The following is a 24,271-nucleotide window of genomic DNA, read 5'->3' as shown; positions in this document are numbered from 1 at the left end:
GGGAACGATCACGTGGAGGGCGTGTTCCGCGCTCAGGGCATGAGGCGCTGTGCGAGGTTGGCTTCTTTGAAAATATCAAACAACGCCTGTGCCGCCGCCGACAGTTCATGCCCCGGTTTGGTCAGCACACCAATCGCCCGTTCCACTATCGGGTCGCGCAAGGTGATGCAGTGCGCACCCGACTCCTGCATTTGCTGCTTGCACAACGCTGGCACCGCGCTCACGCCCAAGCCACTGGCGACCATCCGCCCGACCGTCGCCAGTTGATGGCTTTCAAACTCTACCGGTAACTTCATGCCCCGGGCCTGCAAGTGTTCTTCGAGCATCACCCGCACCGTGGACGGTCGTTGCAAGGTGATAAACGGTTCCTGCAACAAGGTCTGCCAGTCGATCTCATCCCGTTTCGCCAGCGCCGAGTCATGGGGCACCACCGCGACAAAGCGGTCGATGTACAACGGCGTGAACTCCAGCGACGTGCTATGCGCCGGCTCAAACGAAACCCCAAGCTCGACTTGCCGATCCCGGACCATTTCCAGCACCTGCTCGTTGATCACGTCGTTCACCGTGACGTTGACTTTCGGGTAACGCGCGCGGAAGGTCTTGAGGATCGGCGGCAGCAGGTTGCCGGCAAACGATGGCATCGCCGCCACGGTCACGCGCCCGCGTTGCAGGGTAAAACGCTGGCGCAGTTCGTCTTCGGCGTTATCCCAATCGGCGATCAACCGGCGGGCCAGTGGCACCAGGGATTCGCCCTCCGGGGTCAGCGCAACGTTGCGCGTGTTGCGGCTGAACAGACGCCCGCCCAGGCCTTCTTCCAGGGCCTTGATGGTCAGGCTCAGTGCCGATTGCGACAGGTGCAAGCGCTCGCAGGCCACGGCAAAGCTCAGGCTCTGGGCCACGGCCAGGAAGGCGCGGATTTGCTTGACGGTCATGCTCGCTTCGCTCCAGTTGTAAGCTGCAGGCTTTAAGCTGCAAGAAGGCTGTAGGAGCATGGCTTGCCCGCGATGGCGTCCTCAAGAATGTCATCGCGAGCACGCTTTGCTCCTACAAGTGTGATTGGTGAGTTTTATCTATCAATCAACCTTAAAAATCAACTTAACAAATGAATCGCCCGGCGCGACACTCATTCCCACTACGGCTAGCCAGCCGCCCATAAAGAATAAAAGAGGTGCATATGGCAGGTTTCGACAAGCGTGTGAGTTCCTACGAGGAAGCCCTTGCAGGTCTTGAAGACGGCATGACCGTGATCGCCGGCGGCTTCGGCCTGTGCGGCATCCCGGAAAACCTTATCGCCGAGATCAAGCGCAAAGGCACCCGCGAGCTCACCGTGGTTTCCAACAACTGCGGCGTCGACGGTTTCGGCCTCGGCGTGCTGCTGGAAGACCGGCAGATTCGCAAGGTTGTCGCTTCGTATGTGGGCGAGAACAAGATGTTCGAAGAGCAACTGCTCAGCGGCGCCATCGAAGTCGACCTGACCCCACAAGGCACCCTCGCCGAAAAAATGCGCGCAGGCGGTGCCGGCATCCCGGCCTTCTTCACCGCCACTGGCGTCGGCACCCCGGTCGCCGAAGGCAAGGAAGTGCGCGAATTCCACGGTCGCAAGTACCTGATGGAAGAGTCCATCACCGGTGACTTCGCCATCGTCAAAGGCTGGAAAGCCGACCACTTCGGCAACGTCATCTATCGCCACACCGCCCAGAACTTCAATCCGCTGGCCGCCACCGCCGGCAAGATCACCGTGGTCGAAGTCGAAGAAATCGTTGAACCCGGCGAGCTGGACCCGTCGCAGATCCACACCCCTGGCATCTACGTCGACCGGATCATTTGCGGCACGTTCGAGAAGCGCATCGAACAGCGCACCGTGCGTAAGTGATCCCCTGCCCCCCGGACCGAATGAAGGAATAACAACAATGGCACTTTCCCGCGAACAAATGGCTCAACGCGTCGCCCGCGAAATGCAGGACGGCTACTACGTGAACCTGGGCATCGGCATCCCGACCCTGGTTGCCAACTACATCCCCGAAGGCATGGAAGTCATGCTGCAGTCGGAAAACGGCCTGCTGGGCATGGGACCGTTTCCTACGGAAGACACCATCGATGCCGACATGATCAACGCCGGCAAGCAAACCGTGACCGCGCGGATCGGCGCGTCGATTTTTTCCTCGGCCGAATCCTTCGCGATGATCCGTGGCGGTCACGTCGACCTGACCGTGCTCGGCGCCTTTGAAGTGGACGTCGAGGGCAACATCGCCTCGTGGATGATCCCCGGCAAACTGGTCAAGGGCATGGGCGGCGCCATGGACCTCGTGGCAGGCGCAGACAACATCATCGTGATCATGACCCACGCGTCCAAGGACGGTGAGTCCAAGCTCCTGTCCAAATGCAGCCTGCCGCTGACCGGCGCCGGGTGCATCAAGCGTGTGCTGACCGACCTCGCCTACCTCGAAATTAAGGACGGCGCGTTCATTCTCAAAGAACGCGCGCCGGGAGTGAGCGTCGAAGAAATTGTCGCCAAGACCGCCGGCAAGCTGATCGTGCCGGACCATGTGCCGGAAATGCAGTTCGCTGCCCAGTGAGGAATCATTCCATGCAAGACGTCGTTATTGTTGCCGCCACCCGTACCGCCATTGGCAGTTTCCAGGGTGCGTTGGCCGGTGTGTCCGCCGTTGACCTGGGCGCTGCGGTGATCCGTCAGTTGCTGGCACAAACCGGGCTCGACCCGGCGCAGGTCGATGAAGTGATCATGGGCCAGGTACTGACCGCCGGCGCCGGGCAGAACCCTGCGCGCCAGTCGGCGATCAAGGCTGGCCTGCCGTTCACCGTGCCGGCCATGACCCTGAACAAAGTCTGCGGTTCGGGCCTCAAGGCCCTGCACCTGGCGACCCAGGCGATTCGCTGCGGCGATGCCGACGTGATCATCGCCGGCGGCCAGGAAAACATGAGCCTGTCCAACTACGTGATGCCCGGCGCGCGCACCGGTTTGCGCATGGGGCACGCACAAATCGTCGACACCATGATCAGCGATGGCCTGTGGGATGCGTTCAACGATTACCACATGGGCATCACCGCCGAGAACCTGGCCGAGAAGTACAGCCTGACGCGCGAGCAGCAAGATGCGTTCGCCGCCGCCTCGCAGCAGAAAGCCACCGCCGCCATCGAAGCCGGGCGTTTTGTCGATGAGATCACGCCGATCCTGATCCCCCAGCGCAAAGGCGATCCACTGTCCTTCGCCACCGACGAACAACCACGGGCCGGCACCACCGCCGAGTCCTTGGGCAAACTGAAACCGGCCTTCATGAAGGACGGTTCGGTGACTGCCGGTAACGCTTCGTCGCTGAACGACGGCGCGGCTGCGGTGATCCTGATGAGCGCCGAAAAAGCCAAGGCCCTGGGCCTGCCGGTTTTGGCGACCATCGCTGCGTACGCCAACGCGGGCGTCGACCCGGCGATCATGGGCATCGGCCCGGTATCCGCCACTCGCCGCTGCCTGAACAAGGCCGGCTGGTCCATCGACCAACTGGACCTGATCGAAGCCAACGAAGCCTTCGCCGCGCAATCCCTGGCCGTGGCCAAGGACCTGGAATGGGACCTGGACAAGGTCAACGTCAACGGCGGCGCCATTGCCCTGGGCCATCCGATCGGTGCCTCGGGTTGCCGGGTGCTGGTGACCTTGCTGCATGAAATGATCAAGCGCGACGCCAAGAAAGGCCTCGCCACCCTGTGCATCGGTGGTGGTCAAGGCGTGGCACTGGCGATCGAACGGGCTTAACCCCACACGATCGTTCCCACGCGCAGCAAAGGAATGCAGCCCGGGACGCTCCGCGTCCCAAAGCGGACGCAGAGCGTCCGTTGAGGCATTCCCACGCAGAGCGTGGGAACGATCATTGCGTGGTCCGTTAGCCAAACTTCACCAGGTTCAACGTCGGCAACGGCCCGCCCGGGAACTGCGCCAACCGCGCGCCAACACTCAACGCGCCAAGATCAACGGCAAAAAATCCCAACTGTTCGATCAGCGCGCTGACCTGCCCTTTCGCCTCGGCATCATCACCCGAGAAAAACAGCACGCGCTTGCCCCCCTCCGCCGCCGGATCACTCTCCAGCAACCGCGCCGCCAGGTGATTGAACGCCTTCACCACCCGCGCGCCCGGCACCCATTCGGCGAAGACTTCGCTGGAGGTACGGCCCTGCAAATCCACCGCTTTGAACGCGGGCGCCTCAATCGAATTGTTGGCATCAAGAACGATCCGCCCGGCGAAATCCGGCAGACCCGCCAACGCCGTGGGCAATTTCGACCAGTTGACCGCCACCAGCACAATGTCCTGCGCCGCCGCTTCTTCACGGGTGCCGGCACGGGCGGTCGGCCCGAGTTCGTCCACCAGCGCCGTCAGGGTTTGCGGCCCACGGCTGTTGGCGATGACCAATTCAATCCCTTGACGGGACAGGGCCCGGGCGAAGGCTGAGCCGATGGCGCCGGCGCCGATGATTCCGATAGTGCTCATGGTTATTCACTCCAAGTGGGTTGTGGTTGGAGTGAATACTGCGCTTGCCATTAGGTCCTGATTAGCCGGTAATGATTTGAATGATCTTCAAGCATTGCTATCAGGTACCCGCCATGGAAACCCTCGCCAATCTCGAATCCTTTGTCCGCAGCGCCGAAACCGGCAGCTTTTCCGCCGCCGCGCGATTACTGGCGCTGACGCCGGCTGCGGTCAGTCGCAACGTGGCAATGCTGGAGCGCAATCTCGGGGTGCGGCTGTTCCAGCGCTCGACGCGCAAGCTGTCCCTGACCGAGGCAGGGGAAGGATTTCTGGCGAGTATCAGCAGCAATTTGCAGGGCTTGCAGGCGGCGATCAGTGCGGTGAGCAGTGATCGCGGCGAGCCGGCGGGTGTGCTCAAGGTCAGCCTGGCGCCGACGTTTGGCATCGGTCATGTGCTGCCGTTGCTGCCGGCGTTCCTGGCGCGTTATCCGTTGATCCGGCCGGAGTGGCACTTCGAAAATCGCCAGGTGGATTTAATTGCAGAAGGGTATGACGCGGCCATCGGTGGTGGTTTCGAATTGACGCCGGGGATCATCGCCCGGACGTTGGCGGCGGCCGATATCGTCGCCGTCGCGTCGCCGGCTTATCTGGCCGGACGCGCCCTGCCCGCCAGCCCGGCGGACTTGCTGGAGCACACCGGCATCGTGATGCGCGGCATGCGTACCGGGCGGGTTCGTCAGTGGGTCATGCGCGATAGTGCGGGCCATGAGGCGAGCGCCACGTTGCACGAAAACATCGTGCTCAATGACCCGGCGGCCATGCGCGAGGCGGCCCTGCTCGGCCTGGGCGTGACGCTGCTGGTGCTGCCCGATGTGGTCACGCAGCTCCAGCGCGGTGAGCTGGTGCGCCTGCTGCCGGACTGGAAAGCGGATGCGGGGCCGATCTCGCTGTACTACCCGAGCCGCACGTTGATGCCGGCCAAGACCCGAGTGTTTATTGATTTTGTGATGGACGCGTTCGGTGGCTGACCGATCATTCCCACGCTCCGCGTGGGAATGATCTGGGTCAAACCACCAACTGCAAAATCAACCACGCATTCGCCGCACTGATCACCGTAAACAACCCCCACGCCAATACCCGCGTCGGCAACCGGTTCACAAACGGCCCCATCAACTTCCGGTCATTGGTCATGCTGATCAACGGGTACAGCGCAAACGGCAATTGCAGGCTCAGCACCACCTGACTCATCACCAACAACTTGCCAATCGCATTGTCGCCCATCAGCCATACGCCGATGAACGCCGGGATCAGCGCCAGCCCACGGGTGATCAAGCGCCGTTGATAGCAAGGAATCCGCAGGTTCAGGTAACCCTCCATGATCACCTGGCCGGCGATGGTGCCGGTAAAGGTCGAACTCTGCCCCGAGGCCAGCAGCGCGACGCCGAACAACACGCTGGCCAAGGCCCCGCCCACCAGCGGATCAAGCAGGTGATAGGCGTCCTGGATGTCCACCACATCGCTGTGCCCGGTGCTGTGGAACGCGGCCGCCGCCAGGATCAGGATCGCCGCGTTGACCAGCAGCGCCAGGGCCAGGGAGCCAATGGTGTCGATGCGCGCCAGTTTGACCGCGTCCTGCTTGCTGGCCAGGTCCTTGCCGATCAGCCGGGTTTGTACAATCGAGGTGTGCAGGTACAAGTTATGTGGCATCACCGTGGCCCCGAGAATGCCGATGGCGATGTACAGCGGCGCGGCGTCGCCAATGGCCGCCAGCGATGGGGTGAAACCACGGGCGACGTCCGGCCAGTAGGGTTTGATCAGCAGCAGTTCGACAAAAAAACACGCGCCGATGGTGCCGACCAGCACCAGCATGATCGCTTCCAGGCGGCGGAACCCACGGTTCTGCAAGGCCAGCACCAACAGCGTGTCGAAGGCAGTCAGGGCGATGCCGAAGGTCAGCGAGCAGCCCAGCAGCAAATGGAACGCCAGGGCGCAGCCGAGCACTTCGGCCAGATCGGTGGCGATGATCGAGATTTCCGCCAGCACCCATTGGGTGCGCGCGGTGCGGGTGCTGTAGCGCTCCCGGGACAATTGCGCCAGGTCACGCCCGGTGGCGATGCCCAGCCGCGAACACAGACACTGCACCACCATCCCGGCCAGGCTCGCCAGCAGCACGACAAACAGCAAGCTGTAGCCAAACCGCGACCCGGCCTCGATGGCGGTGGCCCAGTTGCCGGGGTCCATGTAGCCGATCGACACCAGCAAACCGGGGCCGGCAAAACGCAGCAGGCGCTTGAAGAACGAAGCGCCCGGATCGACCGCAACACTGCCAGCCACTTCCGGCGGACAAAACGGCGCCGTGGCGAGTTTGGGCAAAAAACTGAAGTTCACGCAAACATCCAGAAACAATTGGAAAGGCGCAGCTTAGACGGTTCGCACCTTCACAGGCTATACACGCAGCGCCTACTCGGCGCCGTGGCGGCGGAAGAATAGCGTCACCTGACCCAGTTCAAAGCCGAATTTGGTCATCGCCGAACGGTTAGCCATGGTGTTTTCGTCGAGCAGGTACATCCAGTCATCGAAGTGCACCTGATAGACCTTTTCGTCCACCGGCAGACTGAGTATGTAGCGCCAGTGCAGCGCGTTGCCGGCCACTTCACCGCTGGATTCGCCAACCACATCGCCCGCCGTACCGCGCCAATGGCCAGGACCGTCCGGGTGCAGGGTCCAGACCCGCGTCTGTTTCGTACCGTCGCTGTAGGTGAAGGCCTCGTGCATGATCAGATTGGGCCCATCCATGCGGCTGTCGATCAGCACATGAAAGCGCTTGACCACCTCCCCCGAACGCTTCTGGAACATCCCCCAACCGTCTACCCGACCGACAAAGAACCCCGGCAAATCGAGCTTGGGGTTTTGCTCGCTGTAGCGCTGCACATCGACGCCGCCGCAACCGGCCAGACACACGAACAACACCAGCAACAACTTCTTCAGCATGACGACGTCCTCAGGGCTTGGCGGTACCCAATAATTGCTCGCGCAACTCGGGATTACGGGTGCGCGGGTCGAGCCAGATGTCGAAGAAAGCGCGGGCGAATTGCGGGTCTTTCACTTCGTGCTGCAGGTGCTGGCCGACAAAAAACCGCGCGCCCTGCCCCGGCAAATACACCCCGGTGATGCGGGTGCCGGCCTGGACGTCGACAAACGACTGTTGCATCTGAGTCTGCCAGCCGGCCAGTTGCTCGGCGCTGACCGAGGCGCCGGACAAGCGCTTGATCTCATCGACGCTGGCCTTCACCAGATCGTCTCGGGAAATGCTGCGCTGGTAGATCAGCTCCAGGGCAAACGGCTGATCCGTCGCCATGGGCCGCACGGCACTCCAGAGTCGAGCGTTGTAGACATCAAAACCGAACACCCGAAACTCCCCGGCGCCTACGATCTGCGCGCCGGGCAGCGCATCTTGCCAATTGGCCACCGCGTGGCTGCCGAGCACAACGAGTAGCCAGAGGCAGTGACGAAAGCGTGATCGTGATCTGTTCATGGCGGCTCGGTAAGCGCTGAAGACTTCCTTAAAACTTATACGCAAAAGTCTTTTCTGTACAATTTTTAAAGGCGATGGTTTTGTATACAAAATCCGGACATCCCTAGAGCAATCCGTCGTCTGCAATGCTAACGTGGCCGCCTCACACAGGTCGGAGGTGCGTGCGTGCTGCTGCTCAAGTTGCTGGTGATTCCCGGGTTTCTGCTGCTGATTTCCCTAGCGGGCAAACGTTGGGGGCCGAGCGTGGCCGGGTGGTTGTCGGGGCTGCCGGTGGTGGTCGGGCCGATTCTGTTTTTCCTCGCCATCGAGCAGGGCCAGGTATTCGCTGCTCAAGCCGCGACCGCTGCGTTGTCCGCGATGTTTGCCATGATCGCCTTCTGCGTGACCTATGCCCAAGTGGCGCAACGGGCCGCGTGGCCGTGGGCGCTGGCGATTTCCATGTTGGTATGGGCAACGGTGGCCGTCGTGCTCTCGCTGATCCCGCCGTCCCTGATCCTCTCGGTGATCGCCGCCGCCACCGCGCTGCTGGCCGCGCCTTACCTGTTTCCGTCGGTGCAGCCGATTGTTTCAGGCCCCAAGCCCAAGTCCGACAAGCTGCTGCTGCGCATGGTGGCCGGCGCGCTGCTGACCCTGGCCGTCACGCTGCTGGCCAGTACGGTGGGCGAGCGCTGGAGCGGCTTGCTGGCGGTGTTCCCGGTATTGGGCAGCGTGATGGCGGTGTTCTCCCAGCAAACCCGTGGCCCGGCGTTTACCGCCGCGTTGCTGCGTGCCACCGCCACCGGGATGTACTCGTTCGCTGCGTTCTGCCTGGTGCTGGCGCTGACGTTGCCAAGCCTGGGCCTGCCGGCGTTTGCCCTGGGTGTGGGGGTGTCCGTGGGGATGCTCGGGGTGACTCGGCGTTTGCTGGCGAAACCGGCAGTGACAAGCCGTTCGCGGGTGGCGAACGAGTAGGCCAGAAACTGCCTACCCGACAGCGCAGGACGTACACCGGGCTGGATGCGACCCGACCGCCATGGGATGATCGCCCCCTAGCGCGACCATCCCTGGAGAGTTTCTATGTCATTGTTCCGTAAAAAAGCCGTTGTCCTGTTGCTGACGGCGGCTGCCAGCCTGGGGGCCATGAATGTGTATGCCGCCAAGGCCACCGCCAGCGACGCCGCGCCCATCAAAGTCTCGTTGCTCAGCGGCAAATTCAAATTCACCCTGCCCAAGGGCTTCGTCGCCAACCCGCTGCCGCCCGGCGCGACCGGTGCAACCGGCACCATGTACGCCAACGAAACCACCAAGACCGTGGTGATCGCGGCTGAAAACAACCTGGCACCGGGCGTCAACGTTAAGGACAACGACAGCGAGTTCCTCGACAGCACCGCCGCCGATTTCGACGCCGCTGAACACAAGGCCCTGCCGGACTTCACCAAGCTCAACGAAAAAAGCCTGACGATGAAAGGCACCGGGTTGGGCATGCGGCAGATCGACAGCACCGCCACCCAGGGTGGCGGCAAGACCCTCAACACCACACTGATGGCCGGCTCCGGCAACCGGATGACGGTGATTCAGATCATCTCGCGCCCAACCGACAAGGCGGGTCACGACACGTTGGTCAAGCAGATCACCGGCAAGTAAATCCGCGGGATTCAGGGGTTGAGGCGCAGCAACCAGGCGTTCAAGTCCTGGATCTCGGCAGCGCTGATGCTGTGGCCCAGACCTGCGTAGGTATGAAATTCAGGCTTGAGTGACAGCTTCTGCAACAGGCTGTTGGCCGCCGTGCCGTCAACCAACGGCAAGCGTTTGTCCTCGGTGCCATGACCGATGAAAATCGCCAGTGACTGGCGTTTTTCATCCGGTTTCAGCTCAGCCTTGAGCACCGGCAATATCCGCCCGCTCAACGCCGCAATCCCGCCCACCGCCTCGGGATGACGCAACGCCACCTCATAGGACATGATCGCGCCCTGGCTGAACCCCACCAGGAACACCTTGTTGGCGTCGGTGTGATATTTCTTCGCTGCCTGGGCGATGAAATCCAGCAACACCTTGCCGCTGGTCTTCAGATCATCGGTCTCACCGTTGTAGGCGCCTTCGCCTTTCTTGCGAAACCACTGATAACTGTCGGCATCCAGAGCCACCGGCGCCTGCACCGACAGGTAGCTGTACTGCGCCGGCAATTCGTCCTTGATCCCGAACAGATCTCGCTCGTTACTGCCGTAGCCGTGGAGAAAAATCACCAGCGGTTGATCGCGGGACTCAGGGTTGGCCTGTTCCAGATACTTGAGCGGCAGGTCGGTGTGCAGCGCGGTTTGAGCGTGGACCGTGGCGGATGCCAGGCACATGAGCAGAGCGAAAAACTTCAGCATATTTCTTCCTTTACAGGGCGCAGGATTCGGGGGGTACCCTAACATTGCCGAGGTTTTTGGTGTGGTTGAGGCCGCCTTCGCGGGCAAGCCTCGCTCCTACAGGTACGGTGGTGCTTTTGGAGGAGCGAGGCTTGCCCGCGAAGAGGCCGTCACAGGCAACGAATAATCCGGATCAATCGTTCGTCAACTTCCCAACCCGAAACGCCTCGCGCCCCGCGACTTTCGCCTGCCACGTCCCCGGCTGGGTGTAGCGTCCACGATCAATCGCAAATAACACGCCGCTGGTGCCGGCGCGCACGGTCGTGACACGGTCACTCAACGGATCGACCACTTCAAACAGCGCATCGCCCTGCTCCACCCATTCGCCCGCCTCGCGCAGAAAGCTGACCACGCCATGGTGCGGGGCGAACAGGTATTCGGTGCCGGCGAACGGCATGCCTTCGCAGCATTCGCTCGGTGCCGCTGGCCAGTCACCGTTGATGAAACCCTGTTCGGCGAGAAAGCCCAGAATCGCCTCGCAATTGGCCTGGGCCTGATCGACCCAGGTGTCGCCCATGCTGCCCAGTTCCACGGTGGTGGCCAGGTTCGCCAGCGGAATCGCCGCCTCAGGGAAGGCCTGCGCCAGACGCAACCACGGCGTCGAGCAGGACTCGTCGAACGAACTGCCCCCGGAGTCTTCACTCAACAATCCCACGCCTGCCTTCAAGCGTGCGGCCAGGGATTGCCACTGTGGCCACTGTTGCGGCAAGGCATAAATGTGAATCGCCGCGTCGAAGTCGCAATGCAAATCCAGGGTGACATCGGCATCACAGGCATGGCGCAACAGCACGCGGTGCATGGCTTCCAGTTGCGATGCCGGCGCCGGCAGAGCGTCGAATACCTGGCCCATCGCCTGGCGAATCAGCGTGATGTTGGCCTCGGCATCGTCGCCCAATTGAGCACCGACCAACGCGGCGACCGGCGCGCTCAGTTCGACGAACGAGCGATTGAAGTTCTTGCCGCTGCCGAGTTCGAAACGGCCCATGTGCGCGCCTTGCAGGTGCTGGTCGAGGCCGATCGGGTTGGCCACCGGCACCAATTCGATAACACCTTGCAACTGGCCTTGGGCTTCGAGTTCGGTCAGGCGTTTTTTCAGTTCCCAGGCGGTGCGCATGCCCGGCAGTTCATCGGCGTGCAGGCTGGCCTGGATGTACACCTTGCGCGCGCCGTCGCCAAAACGAAACACGCTGAGGCTGCGTTCGGTGCCCAAATGGCTCCACGGCAGAGGGTGGTCGATGCGTTGCATATAAGGGTCCTGTCGATGCCGATGCGTAGGGAAATGTGTTCGCAGAGTAGATCATGAGACACAAAAAAAATGGCCACCGCGTTAACGGTGGCCACTTTTTTGAACGGCTGGATTATTCGCCGTAAACGTCAAAGGCGAAGTACTTGTCCTGCACTTGCTTGTACTTGCCGTTGGCGCGGATCTCGGTGATGGCGGTGTTGAATTGGTCCGCCAGCGCTTTGTCACCCTTGCGCACGGCGATGCCGGCGCCGCCGCCGAAGTACTTGGCGTCTTCATAGGTCGGGCCAACGAATTCGAAGCCTTTGCCGGCGTCGGTTTTCAGGAAACCGTCGCTCAGGTTGACCGAGTCAGCCAGCATTGCGTCGATACGACCGGAGACCATGTCCAGGTTGGCTTCCTGCTGCGAACCGTAACGCACCAGGTTGATGCCGGCCGGGACCAGCACTTCAGTGGCATAGCGGTCGTGGGTACTGGCACGCAGCACGCCGACTTTTTTGCCCTTGAGTTCGGTCAGCGGGTCTTTGACGCCGGAGCCTTCCTTCATCACGAAGCGCGCCGGGGTGTGGTAGTACTTGATGGTGAAATCGACGTTTTTCTTGCGGTCGTCGGTGATGGTCATGGACGACAGGATCGCGTCGATTTTCTTCACTTTCAGCGCCGGGATCAGGCCGTCGAACTCTTGCTCGACCCACGTGCACTTCACTTTCATCTGCTCGCACAGCGCGTCGCCGATGTCCACGTCGAAACCGGTGAGTTTGCCGTCAGGGGTTTTCATCGAGAATGGCGGGTAACCGGCTTCGATACCGATGCGGATCGGCTTGGCGTCATCGGCCACGGCGGTCAGGGACAACATCGACAGTGCCAGGGCACCGAACATCACTAGCTTCTTCATTTATAACTCCATGTGTGCGGAGGCTTTTATTGGCAGCTTTCGATTGGCAGTTTCGGCAGGTGAAAGCCGAAGTGGCCGGCAGTCTAGAGTGGCTTTCGGCCAGCCAATTGTGTGGATGCGACAAATACTTATAGAAAAGTGGCCGACCCAATCGGCGGTTTAGACGCGTGCGCCACGACAGTGCAAAAACTGTAGGACACGTCCTGCTTTCGGATAAAACCTACGGAGTTCAGGTACTTATCCGACTGAATAGTCGCCATCGAAACAGGCGCGGCACCTGACTGGCGACGAAGGCTTTTTTGCGGCACATTGGCGCCACCCGCCTCCCACCAGAGAAACCCGATGCCCGAGTTGAATTTGATCCAGCACCACCCCGCCGAAGGCCCCGGTGCCATTGCCGAATGGGCCCGGTTGCGCGGGATCACGCTGAACGTCTTTCGCGCCGACCTCGGGCAATTGCCGCCGGTGGGTGCGGGGCCGGTAATCCTGTTGGGTGGGCCTTATGAGTCCAACGCCGGGCCGGCCTGGCTGGAAGATGAGCGTCAGTGGCTGACGGCCAATCTCGATCAAGGCGCGGCGGTGTTCGCCATTTGTTTGGGGGCGCAGTTATTGGCGTTGAGCCTGGGCGGGAAGGTGCGGCGCATGACCCGGCCTGAAACGGGCTGGACGGCGTTGAGCTTTGCCGATGGCCAGACGTTGACCGTGCTGGAATGGCACGAAGACGCGATCGATCTGCCACCAGGCGCGCAATTGCTGGCGAGTAGCGAGGCCTGTGAGCAGCAGCTGTATCGGGTCGGGGCGACGCGGGTGGGGCTGCAGTTTCATCCGGAGTGGGATGCTGAATCAGTGATGCTGCTGAACGAGCATTTTGGCGATGAGTCGCCATTGCCACGGGGGCAGGATGACAGCGTGGCGCATGGGGCGGTGTTTGAGTGGTTGCAGCAGATGCTGGATCAGTGGTGGGCCGATTCGTTGAACTGATGCTCGGGGCGCTTTTGTGGCGAGGGGGCTTGCCCCCTCGCCACAGCAAGCCCCCTCGCCACAGGGATCAACAGTGTTTGATCGTCAGCATTCGCAACCGATGGGGCCGAGCACTGCTTTAACACTCAATTCAAACCCCTCATCCAGCCACCCCGTCACCCCGCCAATCATCTCCTTGACCGGGTAACCCAGCGCCGCCAGTTTCACCGCGGCCTTGTTGGCGCCGTTGCAGTGCGGCCCGGCGCAATAGACCACGAACACACTGGAGGTGGGATACGCCGACAAGGTCTCGGCGGTCATCAGTCGTCCAGGCATGTTGATCGCCCCCGGCACATGCCCACGCTCAAACGCCAACGGGCCGCGGGTATCGACCAGCACGAAATCCACTTCGCCGGCCTGTTGGCTGCCATACACGTCGGAACAATCGGTTTCGAACGTCAGGCGATTGCTGAAGTGCATCAGGGCAATGGCGGAGGGCGCTGCGGGAATTTGACGAACCAGGCTGGTCATGGGGTGTAGTCCTTAGTCTTGGTGGGTGTAGGCAGACTTTATCTGCCCGCCGCTTGCCGCTACAGTGGCGCACAAGACACCTACCGGGAACTTTCCGCCAAATGCAGCCCAACCCTGGATTAGTCGCGATTCTGGCCTACGACGGCCTCTGCACCTTCGAGTTCGGCATCGCCGTGGAGATCTTCGGCCTGGCCCGGCCGGAGTTCGATTTCCCGTGGTACACCCATCGGATTGTCGCCGTGGATGAAGGCCCGATGCGCGCCATGGGTGGCATTCAGGTACTGGCGGATGGCGGCATGGCGTTGCTGGAACAGGCCCGGACCATCCTCATCCCCGGTTGGCGCGATCGCCAGGCGCCGGTGCCCGAAGCCTTGCTCAGCGCGTTGCGCCAGGCCCATGCCCGGGGCGCGCGATTGCTGTCGATCTGTTCCGGGGTGTTTGTGCTGGCGGCCACCGGTTTGCTGGATGGTCATCGCGCCACCACCCATTGGCGCTATGCCACGGAGCTGGCCGAGCGTTTCCCGAATATCCAGGTGGACCCGGACGTGCTGTATGTCGATTCGGGTCAGCTGATCACCTCAGCCGGCAGCGCGGCCGGCATTGACGCCTGTCTGCACCTGGTGGCGCGGGACTTTGGCACGCAGGTGGCCAACTCGGTGGCGCGGCGGCTGGTGATGTCGCCGCAACGCACGGGCGGTCAGGCGCAGTTTATTCCTACGCCGGTCAGCCCAACGCCTCGCAGCGATTTGTCACGGGTCATGCAATGGGCGCGGGAGCGTTTGCACGAACCGCTGGAAGTGCGTGACCTGGCCAGCGAGGCGGCGATGAGTGAACGCACCTTCCTGCGTCGCTTCACCGAGGCCAGTGGTCAGTCACCCAAGACCTGGCTGCAGCATCAACGCCTGGCCCGGGCCCGGGAGTTGCTGGAGAGCACGGTCGATAACACCGAGCAGATCGCCGAGCGCTGTGGCTATCGTTCGGTGGAGAGCTTCCGGGTGGCGTTTCGCAGCGTGGTCGGGGTGCCGCCGTCGGTGTATCGGGAGCGGTTTGGGCGGGAGGCGATTTTTTGAGGTGTTCTTGAGGACGCCTTCGCGGGCAAGCCTCGCTCCTACAGGATCACCGCCACTCCGTACGAATGCGTCAACCCAAACACCGCGAACCTGCAGGAGCGAGGCTTGCCCGCGAAGAGGCCCGCCCAGTCACTATTTATCTAAAGGCTTACGCAACAAATAGGTATCCATAATCCACCCATTCGCCAGCCGTGCCGCCTTGCGCACCCGCTCAATCTCATCCGCCACATCCCTGAGCTTGCCGCTGATCAGGATTTCATCCGGCGTGCCCAGGTAGGCCCCCCAGTAAATCTCTGTCTCCTGATCGGCCACCTGCTGGTAGGAATCTTCGGCGTCGAGCATCACCACCAGACTGTCGGCGTCACTCACCTGCCCCGCCGCCAGCCGCCGGCCCGTGGTGATTTCTATCGAGCGGCCGATGCGGTTCAGCGGCACCTTATGTTGTGCTGCCAAGGCCTGGACGCTGGTGATGCCGGGGATCACCTCGAACTCAAACTCACAGCGATCCGAAGCCAGGATCGCCTGCAAGATGCGCACGGTGCTGTCGTACAGCGCCGGGTCGCCCCACACCAGGAATCCGCCGCACTGGCCGTCGGACATTTCCTCGTTGATCAGGCGTTCGAAGGTGCGCTGCTTGGCCAGGTTCAGCTCATCGACACTGGCCTTGTAGTCCACATCGCCACGTTCCCGTTCCGGGCTGTGGGCTTCGACGAACCGGTAAGGGTGATCGGTGATGTAGCGCTCGCAGATCTCGCGGCGCAGGTCGATCAACTTGTCTTTGCTCTGGCCCTTGTCCATGAGGAAAAACACGTCCGCCTGATTCAGCGCCTTCACCGCCTGCATCGTGATGTAGTCCGGGTTACCGGCACCGATACCGATGACCAACAACGTTTTCATCAAAAGCCTCCGTCAACATCAGTGCTCATCAAGCGTAACCGCCAGCGTCCGGTGAACCGCAGTTCGATGGCCGACAACGGTTCGACGTCGATCAGGTTGAACGCCGTGCTTTGCAGGACATGGGTCAGTACGGCGCGAACCACATAGGGATGGGTAATGGCGATGATGTCGCCCGGCGTCGTCTCCAGCGTCGCCAGCCAGGCGGCGGCGCGCTCACCGAGTTGCACCACGGACTCCCCGCCGTGGGGCGCGGAGTGCGGGTCGTCGAGCCAGGTCTGGAGCGCCTCGGGCTCGGTTTTTTGCAGCTCACTGATTCGCTGACCTTGCCAGCGACCAAAATCGCAATCCCTCAACGCTTCGACAATGTGTGCATCACTGCCGAACAGTTCGGCGGTTTCGCGTGTGCGAGCTTCGGGACCACACAGCAGGCGCGGCGCGACCTTGGAAGATCCACGGCGCGAACACTTCGCCGATTGCCAGACCATTTCCACCGACTCATCCGCAGGAAAACGCGCCAGTTTTTGTGCGACGGTTCGGGCGTGGCAAATCAGGGTCAAACGGGTCGCCTGCACGGGCATCACTCTTTTATTGGAAACGCGAAACGGCAACATGCCGCAAACAATTGCCTGATTGTGCCGCAAGACAGAGCTTTGGGGTAAAGCGATCAGTCAAAGGTGCCCGAACCTGTGGCGAGGGAGCTTGCTCGCGCCCGGTTGCACAGCAACCGCCGTCGGAGGCCGCTGCGCAGCCCAGCGGGAGCAAACTCCTCACCACAAAAAGCAGCCTTGCCGCCCGTTATTCCCAGCCTGTCGCGAACAACTTACCCATGGAAAACGGCGATTTCCGACACCGCCATGGACAATGTCCTACACCCTCAGTCGACATCCGCGTAGGCCTTATGACACGGGCGTTTCGCCCCATTTCAGCGCCTGGCACGCACGCTCAAAAATTCACTAGACATGTAGCGTGCGTTACATAAATACTGTTTTAGCGAAATGTGAAGCAAAACCGACACACCCATCCAGCAGGAGCCCGGATGCCCCCCCTTAGAGACCTGATCACCGATCCCGGCCTGGACCTCACGCCGTCGGAACGTAAAGTCATCCGCGCCTTGCTGGACCAGTACCCGCGTAACGGACTGGGCCCGATGTCGCGTTTGGCCGAGCATGCCGGTGTCAGCGATCCGACCATTGTGCGGCTGGTGAAAAAACTTGGCTTCGGCGGTTACGCCGAATTCCAGGACGCCCTGCTCAGTGACATGGACCACCGCCTGCGTTCCCCCAGTGCCCTGTTGCAACCCCGCGCCCACCTGCAAAAAGACGATCCGTGGAGTCATTACCTGGCTGAAACCCATCGCTCGCTGGTGGAAACCCAGGCCCTGACCCAACCCGAAGACATACGGATCCTGGTGGAATGGCTGCTCGACGTGCGCCATCAAGTGCACTGCTTCGGCGGACGCTTCAGCAGTTTCCTCGCCAACTATTTGCTCAACCATTTGCGCTTGCTGCGTCCCGGCTGCTTTGCCCTGGAGGACAACGCCCAACTGCCGGACCGCTTGTTCGACGTGCAGCGCCAGGACGTGGTGCTGGTGTTCGATTATCGGCGTTACCAGTGCCAGGCCCGACGGGTCGCCAGTGCGGCGAAAAACCGCTATGCGCGGGTGGTGCTGTTCACCGACATCTATGCTTCGCCGCTGCGGGAAATGGCCGATTTGATCATCAGTGCGCCGGTGGAATCGGTGTCGGCATTCGACAGCATGGTCCCGGCACTGGCGCAGATTGAAGCACTGATCGCCTGCCTGACCCTGCGCAGCCCCGATCTGGCCGATCGCCTGGAAGGCATCGACAACCTGCGCTCCGACTTCGACACCCACCTGCTGGAGGAAAAATAAGGATGTTTACGCTCCCCCACCGCTCGCCCCGCGACCTGCCGTTTGTCACCGACCACACCGCGCTGTTGCTGGTCGACATGCAACGTGCCTGGCTCGAACCGCAGTTCGACCCGCACCTCAACGGGCCGGACGCCGAGTATTTCCTGACCCGCACCCACATGCAGGTGGTGCCTAACCAGCGGCGGTTGCTCAGCGCCTTTCGCAGCGCCCGACAGAACGTGCTGCACACCCTGATCGAAAGCCTCACCGCCGATGGCCGCGACCGCTCCCTGGACCACAAACTCTCGGACATGCACCTGCCCAAGGGCAGCCCGCAGGCGCGGATCATCGACGACCTGACACCGACGGAAAACGAAGTCGTGCTGCCCAAGACCTCCTCCGGGGTCTTCAACTCCACCAACATCGACTATGTGCTGCGCAACCTTGGCACGCGGCATCTGATCATCGCTGGCATCGTCACCGACCAGTGCGTGGACATGGCCGTGCGCGACGCCGCCGACCGTGGCTATCTGGTGACGATGGTGGAAGACGCCTGCGCCACCTACACCCCGGAACGCCATCAGGCCTGCCTTAACGCGATCAAGGGTTACTGCTGGATTACCGATACCCAGACGGTGCTCGCCCGCTTGCAGGAGATGCAGCCATGAGCGCACGCCTGTTGCCGGTGCCGATGACCACGATCGTGACCACCGACCTGATCGGCGTGACCCGTGGCCGTTCCTTTCCGACGGATGAGCTGGAGCATTATCAGGCTGCCGGTTGTGGCTGGGTGCCGGCCAATAGCGCGCTGACGCCGCAAGACGTGATTGCCTCGACCAATCCGTGGGGCGCCTACGGTGACTTGCGCTTGATTCCCGAGCTGAGCAGCCGGGTCACGGTCAACAACGGCCCGGACGCCAACGCCCCGGCGCTGGATTTCATCCACGGTGACATCCGCGAAACCGATGGCCGTCCCTGGAGCGCTTGCCCGCGCACATTGCTGCGCAACGAAGTGGAACGCTATCGGGCCGAATTGGGTGTGCAGGTCAACGCGGCGTTCGAACATGAATTCAATCTGGATTGCGGGGCCGCCGAACACCTGGCGTTCACCCTTGAAGCCCAGCGCCAGGGTGCCGAGTTTGGCGGCTGGCTGCTCAGTGCCTTGCGTGCCGGTGGCGTCGAGCCGGAAATGTTTCTGCCGGAGTACGGCAAGCACCAATACGAAATCACCTGCCGTCCGGCCCTGGGTGTCGCGGCGGCGGATCGTGCGGTCAACGTGCGCGAGATCACCCGGGAAATCGCCCGGCAAATGGGCCTGGGCCTGAGCTTCGCACCAAAGACCGCCGAGCACGCGGTGTGCAACGGCGTGCATCTGCACGTCAGCCTGCAAGACCTGGCCGGGCAACCGCTGCTGTACGACGCCGGCACCACCAATGGCCTGTCGACCCTCGGCCAGCACTGGGCCGCCGGCGTGCTGCATTATTTGCCGGCCCTGTGCGCCTTTACCGCGCCGACGCCGGTGTCCTACGAGCGTTTGCAGCCCCATCACTGGAGCGCCTCCTACGCCTGCCTCGGCCAGCGCAACCGCGAAGCGGCGCTGCGGATTTGCCCGACGGTGAGCCTGGGCGGCAAATCCGTGGCGGCGCAATACAACCTCGAATTCCGCGCCATGGACGCCACTGCCTCACCGCATTTGGCCATGGCCGCACTGCTGATTGCCGGGCGTCTGGGCATCGAGCAACGCCTGGCCCTGAACGCCATCACCGATGAAATCCCCGATGCCTTGAACGAAGAACAACGCCAGGCCCGGGGCATCGTCGCCCTGCCCGCCTCGCTGGCCCAGGCCCTGGACTGCCTGCGCAACAGCGCGGCGCTGATCGAAGCTTTGCCCCAGGCCTTGCTCGACACCTATTTCGCCCTGAAAACCGAGGAATTGACGCTGACGGAACAGCTCTCGCCCGCCGACCTTTGTGAGCACTATGCCCGTCTGTACTGAATCCGTTGAAGCGGGGCTCTACACCGAGCCCCCGTACACCCTGAGCCGGGAAGCCAGCGAGCACCCGTTGATTCTGGTGTGCGAACACGCCAGCCGTTTTATCCCGTCGGCGTTGAATGACCTGGGCTTGAGCCATGAGGCCGCCCGCGAACACATTGCCTGGGACATCGGCGCCCTGGCCCTGGCCAAGCGCTTGTCCGACACCCTCGGCGTGACCTTGCTGGCGGCCAATTATTCGCGGCTGTTGATCGACCTCAACCGCCCACGCCATGCCCCGGACAGCATTCCGGGGCAGAGCGAGATCTATCAGGTGCCGGGCAACCAGCAACTGGATGAAGCGGCCCGGGACTATCGTCGGCAGGCGCTGTTCTCGCCGTTTCACTCCCGGCTGCAAAGCCTGATCGACGAGCGCCTGGCGCAAGGGCGAGCGGTGCGTGTGGTGGGGATTCACAGTTTCACCCCGGTTTATTACGGTCAGCCCCGAGTGCTGGAGGCCGGCGTACTGTTCGGCGAAGCCCGGCAATACGCCCAACGGATTATTGACGGATTGAGCCGGCATCCGCTTAAAGTGGCCGGCAATCAGCCGTACAAGATCGACCCGCAGGGGGACATGACCGTGCCGGTGCACGGCGATGCCCGCGGGCTGGAATCGGTGCTGATCGAGGTGCGCAACGACCTGCTGCGGACCCCCGAGGCGATTGATCGTTGGGCCGGCTACCTCGGCCCGCTGCTGTAGGAACACGCTGAACGCTGTGTGGTACCGGTATAAAAACTAAAAAAATGCCTGAATGACTGACAAGGAGAAACGCTTCATGGAAATAGAAGAATTCGGCTACAAGCAGGAGTTGAAACGCAGCCTGACGCTGACGGACCTGGTGGTGTACGGGATGATTTTCATGATCCCCATCGCTCCGTTCGGCGTGTATGGCTACGTCAACGCCGAAGCGCCGGGCATGGTCCCCCTGGCGTACATCATCGGCATGGTGGCGATGCTGTTCACCGCCCTCAGCTACGGCAGCATGGCCCGGGCGTTTCCGATTGCCGGCTCGGTATATTCCTACGCCCAACGGGGCCTGAATCAACACGTCGGGTTTATCGCCGGTTGGTTGATGCTGCTTGATTACCTGCTGATTCCGCCGCTGCTGTACGTCTACGCGGCGATGGCGCTGAATCACCTGTACCCGGACATCCCGAAAGTCGGTTTCATCCTGGCGTTCCTGGTCAGCGCGACCTTCGTCAACCTGCGCGGCATCACCTTTACCGCGCGGATGAACATCGTCTTTCTGTTGGCGCAACTGGTGGTACTGGGGATTTTCCTGTTCTACGCCTGGAATGCCCTGCACAGCGGCGGCGGTCACGGTGAGCTGACCCTGGCGCCGCTGTACAACCCCGAAACCTTCAACTTCGCCCTGCTGATGCAAGCAGTGTCAATTGCGGTGCTGTCGTTCCTGGGCTTCGACGCGATTTCCACCCTCGCCGAAGAGATCAAGGGCGACCCCGGCCGCAGCGTCGGCAAGGCAGCGCTGATCACATTGGTGGTGATGGGCGTGATCTTCGTCGTGCAGACCTGGATTGCCACCGACCTCGCAGCGGGCATGGGCTTCAAGTCCGCCGATACCGCATTTTATGAAATCGCTGAAATCGCGGCTGGCAGCTGGCTCGCGACCCTCACCGGCGTGGCCACGGCCCTGGCCTGGGGCGTGGCGGTGGCGATTACCTCGCAAGCGGCGGTATCGCGGCTGCTGTTCGGCATGGCGCGGGACGGCAAACTGCCGAAAGTGCTGGCCAAGGTCCACCCGAAACACAACACGCCCTACATCAGTATTTACCTGGTGGCGGTGCTGTCGCTGGTGATCTGCTACCTGTTCATCAACTCGGTCGACACCCTGACCTCCCTGGTCAACTTCGGCGCCTTGAGCGGGTTCATGCTGCTGCACCTGACCGTGATCAATTACTACTGGCGCCGGCAGAAATCCGGCCAGGTGATCCGTCACCTGCTGTGCCCGGTGATCGGCTTCATCATCGTCGCGGCCATCATGTACAACATGGGCGTCGATGCACAGAAACTCGGGCTGATCTGGATTGCCCTGGGTCTGGTCTATCTGTTCTTTCTAAACAAGCTGGGCGCCAGCACGACGCTGCCCGACCCGAGCAACGTCTGACAAGAAAAAGGGCGGCGTCTGACAACAGATCAGGCGACCGCCGATTTAACGCGTGGACACCGACAGTGATAGTCAGGTTCGACGGCACCACCGCCGAACCCTTTGATACAGGAGTACATCCATGCTGGTCTTTCGCCCAGTCGAGTTAACCGACCTGCCCCAGTTGCAACAACTGGCTCGTGACAGCCTGGTGGGCGTCACGTCCCTGCCGGATGACAGCGAGCGCCTGCGCGAGAAAATTCTCGACTCCTGCGCCTCGTTCAACAAAGACGTTGAAGGCAATGGCCCGGAAAACTACTTTTTTGTCCTCGAGGACCTGGTCAACCAGCGTCTGGCAGGCTGCTCGGAAATCCTCGCCACCGCCGGCTTCAACGAGCCGTTCTACAGCTTGCGCAACCGCCACTTCACCAGCGTCTCCCGGGAGCTGAATATCGAGCATGGCGTGCCGGCGCTGTCGTTGTGTCACGACCTCAGCGGCCACACCTTGCTGCGCGGCTTTCACATCGATGCCGATCGGGTGTGCACGCCGTTTTCCGAACTGCTGTCACGGGCGCGGCTGTTGTTTATCGCAGCGCATGCCGGGCGCTTCGCCGACGCGGTGATCACCGAAATCGTCGGCTACAGCGATGAGCAAGGTCAGTCGCCGTTCTGGGATGCCCTGGGCAAACACTTTTTCGATTTGCCTTATGCCGAGGCAGAACGACTGTGTGGCCTGGAGAGCCGGACCTTTCTCGCCGAACTGATGCCGCAATACCCGATCTACGTGCCGATGCTGCCCCAGTCGGCCCAGGCGTGTATCGGCCGCATCCACCCCGACGGCCAGGAAGCGTTCGACATCCTGGAACGCGAAGGCTTCGAAACCAACAGCTACATCGACCTGTTCGACGGCGGCCCGACGCTGTACGCACGTACGCCGGGTATTCGCTCCATCGCCAATAGCCACGTCGCTACCGCGCAGCCAGTCGAGGTCATCGACGCCCGTGGCAGCTATTTGGTCAGTAACGATTCGCTCAAGAATTACCGGGCCATCGTTGCCGAACTGGATTACACCGCCGGACAACCGGTGGGCCTGAGCGCCGAGATGTGCGCGACCCTGAACGTGACCGACGGCAGCCCGATCCGGCTGATCGCCCTGTGAGCATCACCCGGCCCCGTGCCCAACGACAGCGCCCGAGCACGCGCGCAATAGGAGCTGCATCATGATTGTTCGTCCGGTTCAAGTCACCGACCTGCCCGCCCTGATGGCGCTGGTGCAACAGGCCGGCCCCGGGTTTACCACCCTGCCAGCCAGCGAGGAACGCCTGGGCCACCGTGTGCGCTGGGCGCAACGGACCTTCGCCGAACAGGTCGAGCGCGCCGACGCCGATTACCTGTTCGTGCTCGAAGACGACGATCAGCGCGTGGTCGGGGTCAGTGCCCTGACCGGCGCCGTCGGCATGCGCGAGCCCTGGTACAACTACCGGGTCGGGTTGACCGTCAGTTCATCGCCGGACCTGGGCATCCAGAAACAGATCCCGACCTTGTTCCTGAACAACGAAATGACCGGCCAATCGGAACTCTGTTCGCTGTTCCTGCATCCCGATCAACGCCAGGGCAACAACGGGCGGTTGTTGTCCCTGGGGCGGCTTTTGTTCGTGGCCGAGTTCCAGCAGTTGTTCGGCGACAAACTGATTGCCGAACTGCGCGGCACTGCCGATGAACAAGGCCGCTCGCCGTTTTGGGACAGCCTCGGCCGGCACTTTTTCAAAACCGATTTCCGCCACGCCGATCACTTGTCGGGGCTGGGCAACAAATCGTTCATCGCCGAACTGATGCCGCGCCAACCCCTGTACACCTGCCTGCTCACCGAGCAGGCCCAGGCCGTGATCGGCAAGGCGCACCCGAACACCGAGCCGGCGCTGAAAATCCTCAATGCCGAAGGCTTTGCCCACCGGGACTACATCGACATTTTCGATGGCGGGCCGGTGATCGAAGCCCAGGTCGCGAAAATACGTACGGTGCGCGACAGTCAGCCGCTCGTGCTGGGCATCGGCACCCCGGACGAACAGGCGCCGGTGTGGCTGATCCACAACCGGCGCATGGAAAACTGCCGCATCACCGCCGCCAAGGCGCGGCTGGTGGGCAACAGCCTGATCGTCGACCGCCTCACCGCCAAACGCCTGCAACTGCAACCGGGGAACTCGGTGCGGGCGGTGCGGTTGCTGGATCAGGCACAGCAGGCGGTGGCGGCTTGAGCGGATCTTG

Annotated in this window: 26 protein-coding genes; 15 read left to right on the top strand and 11 right to left on the bottom strand. The window is 62.0% G+C overall.

Annotated features, from left to right (window positions below):
- Nucleotides 1-32: 32 nt before the first annotated feature.
- On the bottom strand, nt 33-932 hold the full coding sequence (locus ACY4LX_RS13975) for a LysR family transcriptional regulator (RefSeq protein WP_149658612.1): 900 nt from the start codon (nt 930-932) through the stop codon (nt 33-35).
- 242 nt (nt 933-1,174) lie between these two features.
- Between ACY4LX_RS13975 and ACY4LX_RS13970 the strand changes: the two genes are divergently transcribed.
- From ACY4LX_RS13970 to ACY4LX_RS13960, 3 genes are read left to right on the top strand one after another with little or no spacing between them, the layout of a single operon-like run.
- On the top strand, nt 1,175-1,873 hold the full coding sequence (locus ACY4LX_RS13970; protein WP_149658613.1) for a CoA transferase subunit A: 699 nt from the start codon (nt 1,175-1,177) through the stop codon (nt 1,871-1,873).
- Nucleotides 1,874-1,910: 37 nt separating this feature from the next.
- On the top strand, nt 1,911-2,576 hold the full coding sequence (locus ACY4LX_RS13965) for a CoA transferase subunit B (RefSeq protein ID WP_149658614.1): 666 nt from the start codon (nt 1,911-1,913) through the stop codon (nt 2,574-2,576).
- A gap of 11 nt (nt 2,577-2,587) precedes the next feature.
- The gene (locus tag ACY4LX_RS13960) at nt 2,588-3,769 is read left to right on the top strand and encodes an acetyl-CoA C-acetyltransferase (protein WP_463260254.1); all 1,182 of its coding nucleotides are present in this window, start codon (nt 2,588-2,590) and stop codon (nt 3,767-3,769) included.
- Nucleotides 3,770-3,896: 127 nt separating this feature from the next.
- On the opposite strand, the gene ACY4LX_RS13955 is transcribed toward ACY4LX_RS13960, so the two are convergent.
- Nucleotides 3,897-4,499 carry an NADPH-dependent F420 reductase gene (locus ACY4LX_RS13955; protein ID WP_463260253.1) on the bottom strand — a complete coding sequence of 201 codons (603 nt, stop codon included), beginning with the start codon at nt 4,497-4,499 and terminating at the stop codon, nt 3,897-3,899.
- A 113-nt stretch (nt 4,500-4,612) separates the two neighbouring features.
- On the opposite strand from ACY4LX_RS13955, the gene ACY4LX_RS13950 reads away from it, so the two are divergent.
- Nucleotides 4,613-5,506, top strand: a complete 894-nt coding sequence (locus ACY4LX_RS13950) for a LysR family transcriptional regulator (RefSeq protein ID WP_463260252.1) — start codon at nt 4,613-4,615, stop codon at nt 5,504-5,506.
- Between the two features lie 37 nt (nt 5,507-5,543).
- Here ACY4LX_RS13950 and ACY4LX_RS13945 read toward each other — a convergent pair whose 3' ends face one another.
- The 3 genes from ACY4LX_RS13945 to ACY4LX_RS13935 all read right to left on the bottom strand — a co-directional run bounded on the left by ACY4LX_RS13945 (nt 5,544) and on the right by ACY4LX_RS13935 (nt 8,013).
- Entirely contained in the window at nt 5,544-6,866 is a 1,323-nt protein-coding gene (locus tag ACY4LX_RS13945; RefSeq protein ID WP_463260251.1) for an Nramp family divalent metal transporter, read from the bottom strand.
- A 72-nt stretch (nt 6,867-6,938) separates the two neighbouring features.
- On the bottom strand, nt 6,939-7,469 hold the full coding sequence (locus ACY4LX_RS13940) for a DUF3833 domain-containing protein (RefSeq protein ID WP_463260250.1): 531 nt from the start codon (nt 7,467-7,469) through the stop codon (nt 6,939-6,941).
- 10 nt (nt 7,470-7,479) lie between these two features.
- Nucleotides 7,480-8,013 (bottom strand): chalcone isomerase family protein, encoded by a 534-nt coding sequence (locus ACY4LX_RS13935; protein ID WP_463260249.1) that lies wholly within the window; start codon nt 8,011-8,013, stop codon nt 7,480-7,482.
- 165 nt (nt 8,014-8,178) lie between these two features.
- Here ACY4LX_RS13935 and ACY4LX_RS13930 point away from each other — a divergent pair, with 165 nt between their 5' ends.
- Together ACY4LX_RS13930 and ACY4LX_RS13925 are read left to right on the top strand one after the other, a co-directional pair.
- Nucleotides 8,179-8,964, top strand: a complete 786-nt coding sequence (locus tag ACY4LX_RS13930) for a hypothetical protein (RefSeq protein WP_463260248.1) — start codon at nt 8,179-8,181, stop codon at nt 8,962-8,964.
- A 105-nt stretch (nt 8,965-9,069) separates the two neighbouring features.
- The gene (locus tag ACY4LX_RS13925; RefSeq protein WP_463260247.1) at nt 9,070-9,636 is read left to right on the top strand and encodes a DcrB/PsbP domain-containing protein; all 567 of its coding nucleotides are present in this window, start codon (nt 9,070-9,072) and stop codon (nt 9,634-9,636) included.
- Nucleotides 9,637-9,647: 11 nt separating this feature from the next.
- On the opposite strand, the gene ACY4LX_RS13920 is transcribed toward ACY4LX_RS13925, so the two are convergent.
- From ACY4LX_RS13920 to ACY4LX_RS13910, 3 genes are all read right to left on the bottom strand, one after another.
- Complete coding sequence (locus ACY4LX_RS13920) at nt 9,648-10,364, bottom strand: alpha/beta hydrolase (RefSeq protein ID WP_463260246.1); 717 nt, start codon at nt 10,362-10,364, stop codon at nt 9,648-9,650.
- Between the two features lie 172 nt (nt 10,365-10,536).
- Nucleotides 10,537-11,649 (bottom strand): M14 family metallopeptidase, encoded by a 1,113-nt coding sequence (locus ACY4LX_RS13915; protein WP_463260245.1) that lies wholly within the window; start codon nt 11,647-11,649, stop codon nt 10,537-10,539.
- Nucleotides 11,650-11,761: 112 nt separating this feature from the next.
- The gene (locus ACY4LX_RS13910) at nt 11,762-12,541 is read right to left on the bottom strand and encodes an ABC transporter substrate-binding protein (RefSeq protein WP_149658625.1); all 780 of its coding nucleotides are present in this window, start codon (nt 12,539-12,541) and stop codon (nt 11,762-11,764) included.
- A gap of 342 nt (nt 12,542-12,883) precedes the next feature.
- Here ACY4LX_RS13910 and ACY4LX_RS13905 point away from each other — a divergent pair, with 342 nt between their 5' ends.
- On the top strand, nt 12,884-13,522 hold the full coding sequence (locus ACY4LX_RS13905; protein ID WP_463260244.1) for a type 1 glutamine amidotransferase: 639 nt from the start codon (nt 12,884-12,886) through the stop codon (nt 13,520-13,522).
- A gap of 84 nt (nt 13,523-13,606) precedes the next feature.
- Here ACY4LX_RS13905 and ACY4LX_RS13900 read toward each other — a convergent pair whose 3' ends face one another.
- The gene (locus ACY4LX_RS13900; protein WP_149658627.1) at nt 13,607-14,032 is read right to left on the bottom strand and encodes a rhodanese-like domain-containing protein; all 426 of its coding nucleotides are present in this window, start codon (nt 14,030-14,032) and stop codon (nt 13,607-13,609) included.
- Nucleotides 14,033-14,133: 101 nt separating this feature from the next.
- Here ACY4LX_RS13900 and ftrA point away from each other — a divergent pair, with 101 nt between their 5' ends.
- A complete protein-coding gene (gene ftrA, locus ACY4LX_RS13895) occupies nt 14,134-15,102 on the top strand; it encodes a transcriptional regulator FtrA (protein ID WP_463260243.1) in 969 nt (322 codons plus the stop codon).
- Between the two features lie 132 nt (nt 15,103-15,234).
- On the opposite strand, the gene cobF is transcribed toward ftrA, so the two are convergent.
- Nucleotides 15,235-15,999 carry a precorrin-6A synthase (deacetylating) gene (gene cobF, locus ACY4LX_RS13890; protein ID WP_463260242.1) on the bottom strand — a complete coding sequence of 255 codons (765 nt, stop codon included), beginning with the start codon at nt 15,997-15,999 and terminating at the stop codon, nt 15,235-15,237.
- On the bottom strand, nt 15,999-16,571 hold the full coding sequence (locus ACY4LX_RS13885) for a histidine phosphatase family protein (RefSeq protein ID WP_463260241.1): 573 nt from the start codon (nt 16,569-16,571) through the stop codon (nt 15,999-16,001). Before ACY4LX_RS13885 ends, cobF begins: the two co-directional genes overlap by 1 nt.
- A gap of 464 nt (nt 16,572-17,035) precedes the next feature.
- Here ACY4LX_RS13885 and ACY4LX_RS13880 point away from each other — a divergent pair, with 464 nt between their 5' ends.
- From ACY4LX_RS13880 to astA, 7 genes are all read left to right on the top strand, one after another.
- Entirely contained in the window at nt 17,036-17,890 is an 855-nt protein-coding gene (locus ACY4LX_RS13880; RefSeq protein ID WP_463260240.1) for a MurR/RpiR family transcriptional regulator, read from the top strand.
- A gap of 2 nt (nt 17,891-17,892) precedes the next feature.
- Nucleotides 17,893-18,537: a cysteine hydrolase family protein gene (locus ACY4LX_RS13875; RefSeq protein ID WP_463260239.1), complete on the top strand. Its 645-nt coding sequence runs from the start codon at nt 17,893-17,895 to the stop codon at nt 18,535-18,537.
- Nucleotides 18,534-19,865, top strand: coding sequence for a type I glutamate--ammonia ligase (locus ACY4LX_RS13870; protein ID WP_463260238.1), 1,332 nt, complete (start codon nt 18,534-18,536; stop codon nt 19,863-19,865). Before ACY4LX_RS13875 ends, ACY4LX_RS13870 begins: the two co-directional genes overlap by 4 nt.
- On the top strand, nt 19,849-20,601 hold the full coding sequence (locus ACY4LX_RS13865) for an N-formylglutamate amidohydrolase (protein ID WP_463260237.1): 753 nt from the start codon (nt 19,849-19,851) through the stop codon (nt 20,599-20,601). Before ACY4LX_RS13870 ends, ACY4LX_RS13865 begins: the two co-directional genes overlap by 17 nt.
- Before the next feature lie 76 nt (nt 20,602-20,677).
- Nucleotides 20,678-22,027 (top strand): APC family permease, encoded by a 1,350-nt coding sequence (locus tag ACY4LX_RS13860; RefSeq protein ID WP_463260236.1) that lies wholly within the window; start codon nt 20,678-20,680, stop codon nt 22,025-22,027.
- Between the two features lie 121 nt (nt 22,028-22,148).
- Nucleotides 22,149-23,165 (top strand): arginine N-succinyltransferase, encoded by a 1,017-nt coding sequence (locus ACY4LX_RS13855; RefSeq protein ID WP_463260235.1) that lies wholly within the window; start codon nt 22,149-22,151, stop codon nt 23,163-23,165.
- A gap of 61 nt (nt 23,166-23,226) precedes the next feature.
- Nucleotides 23,227-24,261: an arginine N-succinyltransferase gene (astA, locus tag ACY4LX_RS13850; protein ID WP_463260234.1), complete on the top strand. Its 1,035-nt coding sequence runs from the start codon at nt 23,227-23,229 to the stop codon at nt 24,259-24,261.
- The last annotated feature ends 10 nt before the right edge of the window (nt 24,262-24,271 follow it).

Source organism: Pseudomonas sp. Emmai (assembly GCF_055179735.1).
This window is presented reverse-complemented; position numbering and strand designations above follow the sequence as displayed.

Bases quoted from the DNA above. Each gene is read 5' to 3' on its own strand.
- ACY4LX_RS13925 (WP_463260247.1), top strand. From the start codon at position 9,070: ATGTCATTGTTCCGTAAAAAAGCCGTTGTCCTGTTGCTGACGGCGGCT.
- ftrA (WP_463260243.1), top strand. From the start codon at position 14,134: ATGCAGCCCAACCCTGGATTAGTCGCGATTCTGGCCTACGACGGCCTC.
- ACY4LX_RS13970 (WP_149658613.1), top strand. From the start codon at position 1,175: ATGGCAGGTTTCGACAAGCGTGTGAGTTCCTACGAGGAAGCCCTTGCA.
- ACY4LX_RS13965 (WP_149658614.1), top strand. From the start codon at position 1,911: ATGGCACTTTCCCGCGAACAAATGGCTCAACGCGTCGCCCGCGAAATG.
- ACY4LX_RS13880 (WP_463260240.1), top strand. From the start codon at position 17,036: ATGCCCCCCCTTAGAGACCTGATCACCGATCCCGGCCTGGACCTCACG.
- ACY4LX_RS13865 (WP_463260237.1), top strand. From the start codon at position 19,849: ATGCCCGTCTGTACTGAATCCGTTGAAGCGGGGCTCTACACCGAGCCC.
- ACY4LX_RS13920 (WP_463260246.1), bottom strand. From the start codon at position 10,364: ATGCTGAAGTTTTTCGCTCTGCTCATGTGCCTGGCATCCGCCACGGTC.
- ACY4LX_RS13955 (WP_463260253.1), bottom strand. From the start codon at position 4,499: ATGAGCACTATCGGAATCATCGGCGCCGGCGCCATCGGCTCAGCCTTC.
- ACY4LX_RS13860 (WP_463260236.1), top strand. From the start codon at position 20,678: ATGGAAATAGAAGAATTCGGCTACAAGCAGGAGTTGAAACGCAGCCTG.
- ACY4LX_RS13905 (WP_463260244.1), top strand. From the start codon at position 12,884: ATGCCCGAGTTGAATTTGATCCAGCACCACCCCGCCGAAGGCCCCGGT.
- ACY4LX_RS13875 (WP_463260239.1), top strand. From the start codon at position 17,893: ATGTTTACGCTCCCCCACCGCTCGCCCCGCGACCTGCCGTTTGTCACC.
- ACY4LX_RS13950 (WP_463260252.1), top strand. From the start codon at position 4,613: ATGGAAACCCTCGCCAATCTCGAATCCTTTGTCCGCAGCGCCGAAACC.
- ACY4LX_RS13900 (WP_149658627.1), bottom strand. From the start codon at position 14,032: ATGACCAGCCTGGTTCGTCAAATTCCCGCAGCGCCCTCCGCCATTGCC.
- cobF (WP_463260242.1), bottom strand. From the start codon at position 15,999: ATGAAAACGTTGTTGGTCATCGGTATCGGTGCCGGTAACCCGGACTAC.
- ACY4LX_RS13855 (WP_463260235.1), top strand. From the start codon at position 22,149: ATGCTGGTCTTTCGCCCAGTCGAGTTAACCGACCTGCCCCAGTTGCAA.
- ACY4LX_RS13935 (WP_463260249.1), bottom strand. From the start codon at position 8,013: ATGAACAGATCACGATCACGCTTTCGTCACTGCCTCTGGCTACTCGTT.
- ACY4LX_RS13960 (WP_463260254.1), top strand. From the start codon at position 2,588: ATGCAAGACGTCGTTATTGTTGCCGCCACCCGTACCGCCATTGGCAGT.
- ACY4LX_RS13915 (WP_463260245.1), bottom strand. From the start codon at position 11,649: ATGCAACGCATCGACCACCCTCTGCCGTGGAGCCATTTGGGCACCGAA.
- astA (WP_463260234.1), top strand. From the start codon at position 23,227: ATGATTGTTCGTCCGGTTCAAGTCACCGACCTGCCCGCCCTGATGGCG.
- ACY4LX_RS13940 (WP_463260250.1), bottom strand. From the start codon at position 7,469: ATGCTGAAGAAGTTGTTGCTGGTGTTGTTCGTGTGTCTGGCCGGTTGC.
- ACY4LX_RS13910 (WP_149658625.1), bottom strand. From the start codon at position 12,541: ATGAAGAAGCTAGTGATGTTCGGTGCCCTGGCACTGTCGATGTTGTCC.
- ACY4LX_RS13870 (WP_463260238.1), top strand. From the start codon at position 18,534: ATGAGCGCACGCCTGTTGCCGGTGCCGATGACCACGATCGTGACCACC.
- ACY4LX_RS13975 (WP_149658612.1), bottom strand. From the start codon at position 932: ATGACCGTCAAGCAAATCCGCGCCTTCCTGGCCGTGGCCCAGAGCCTG.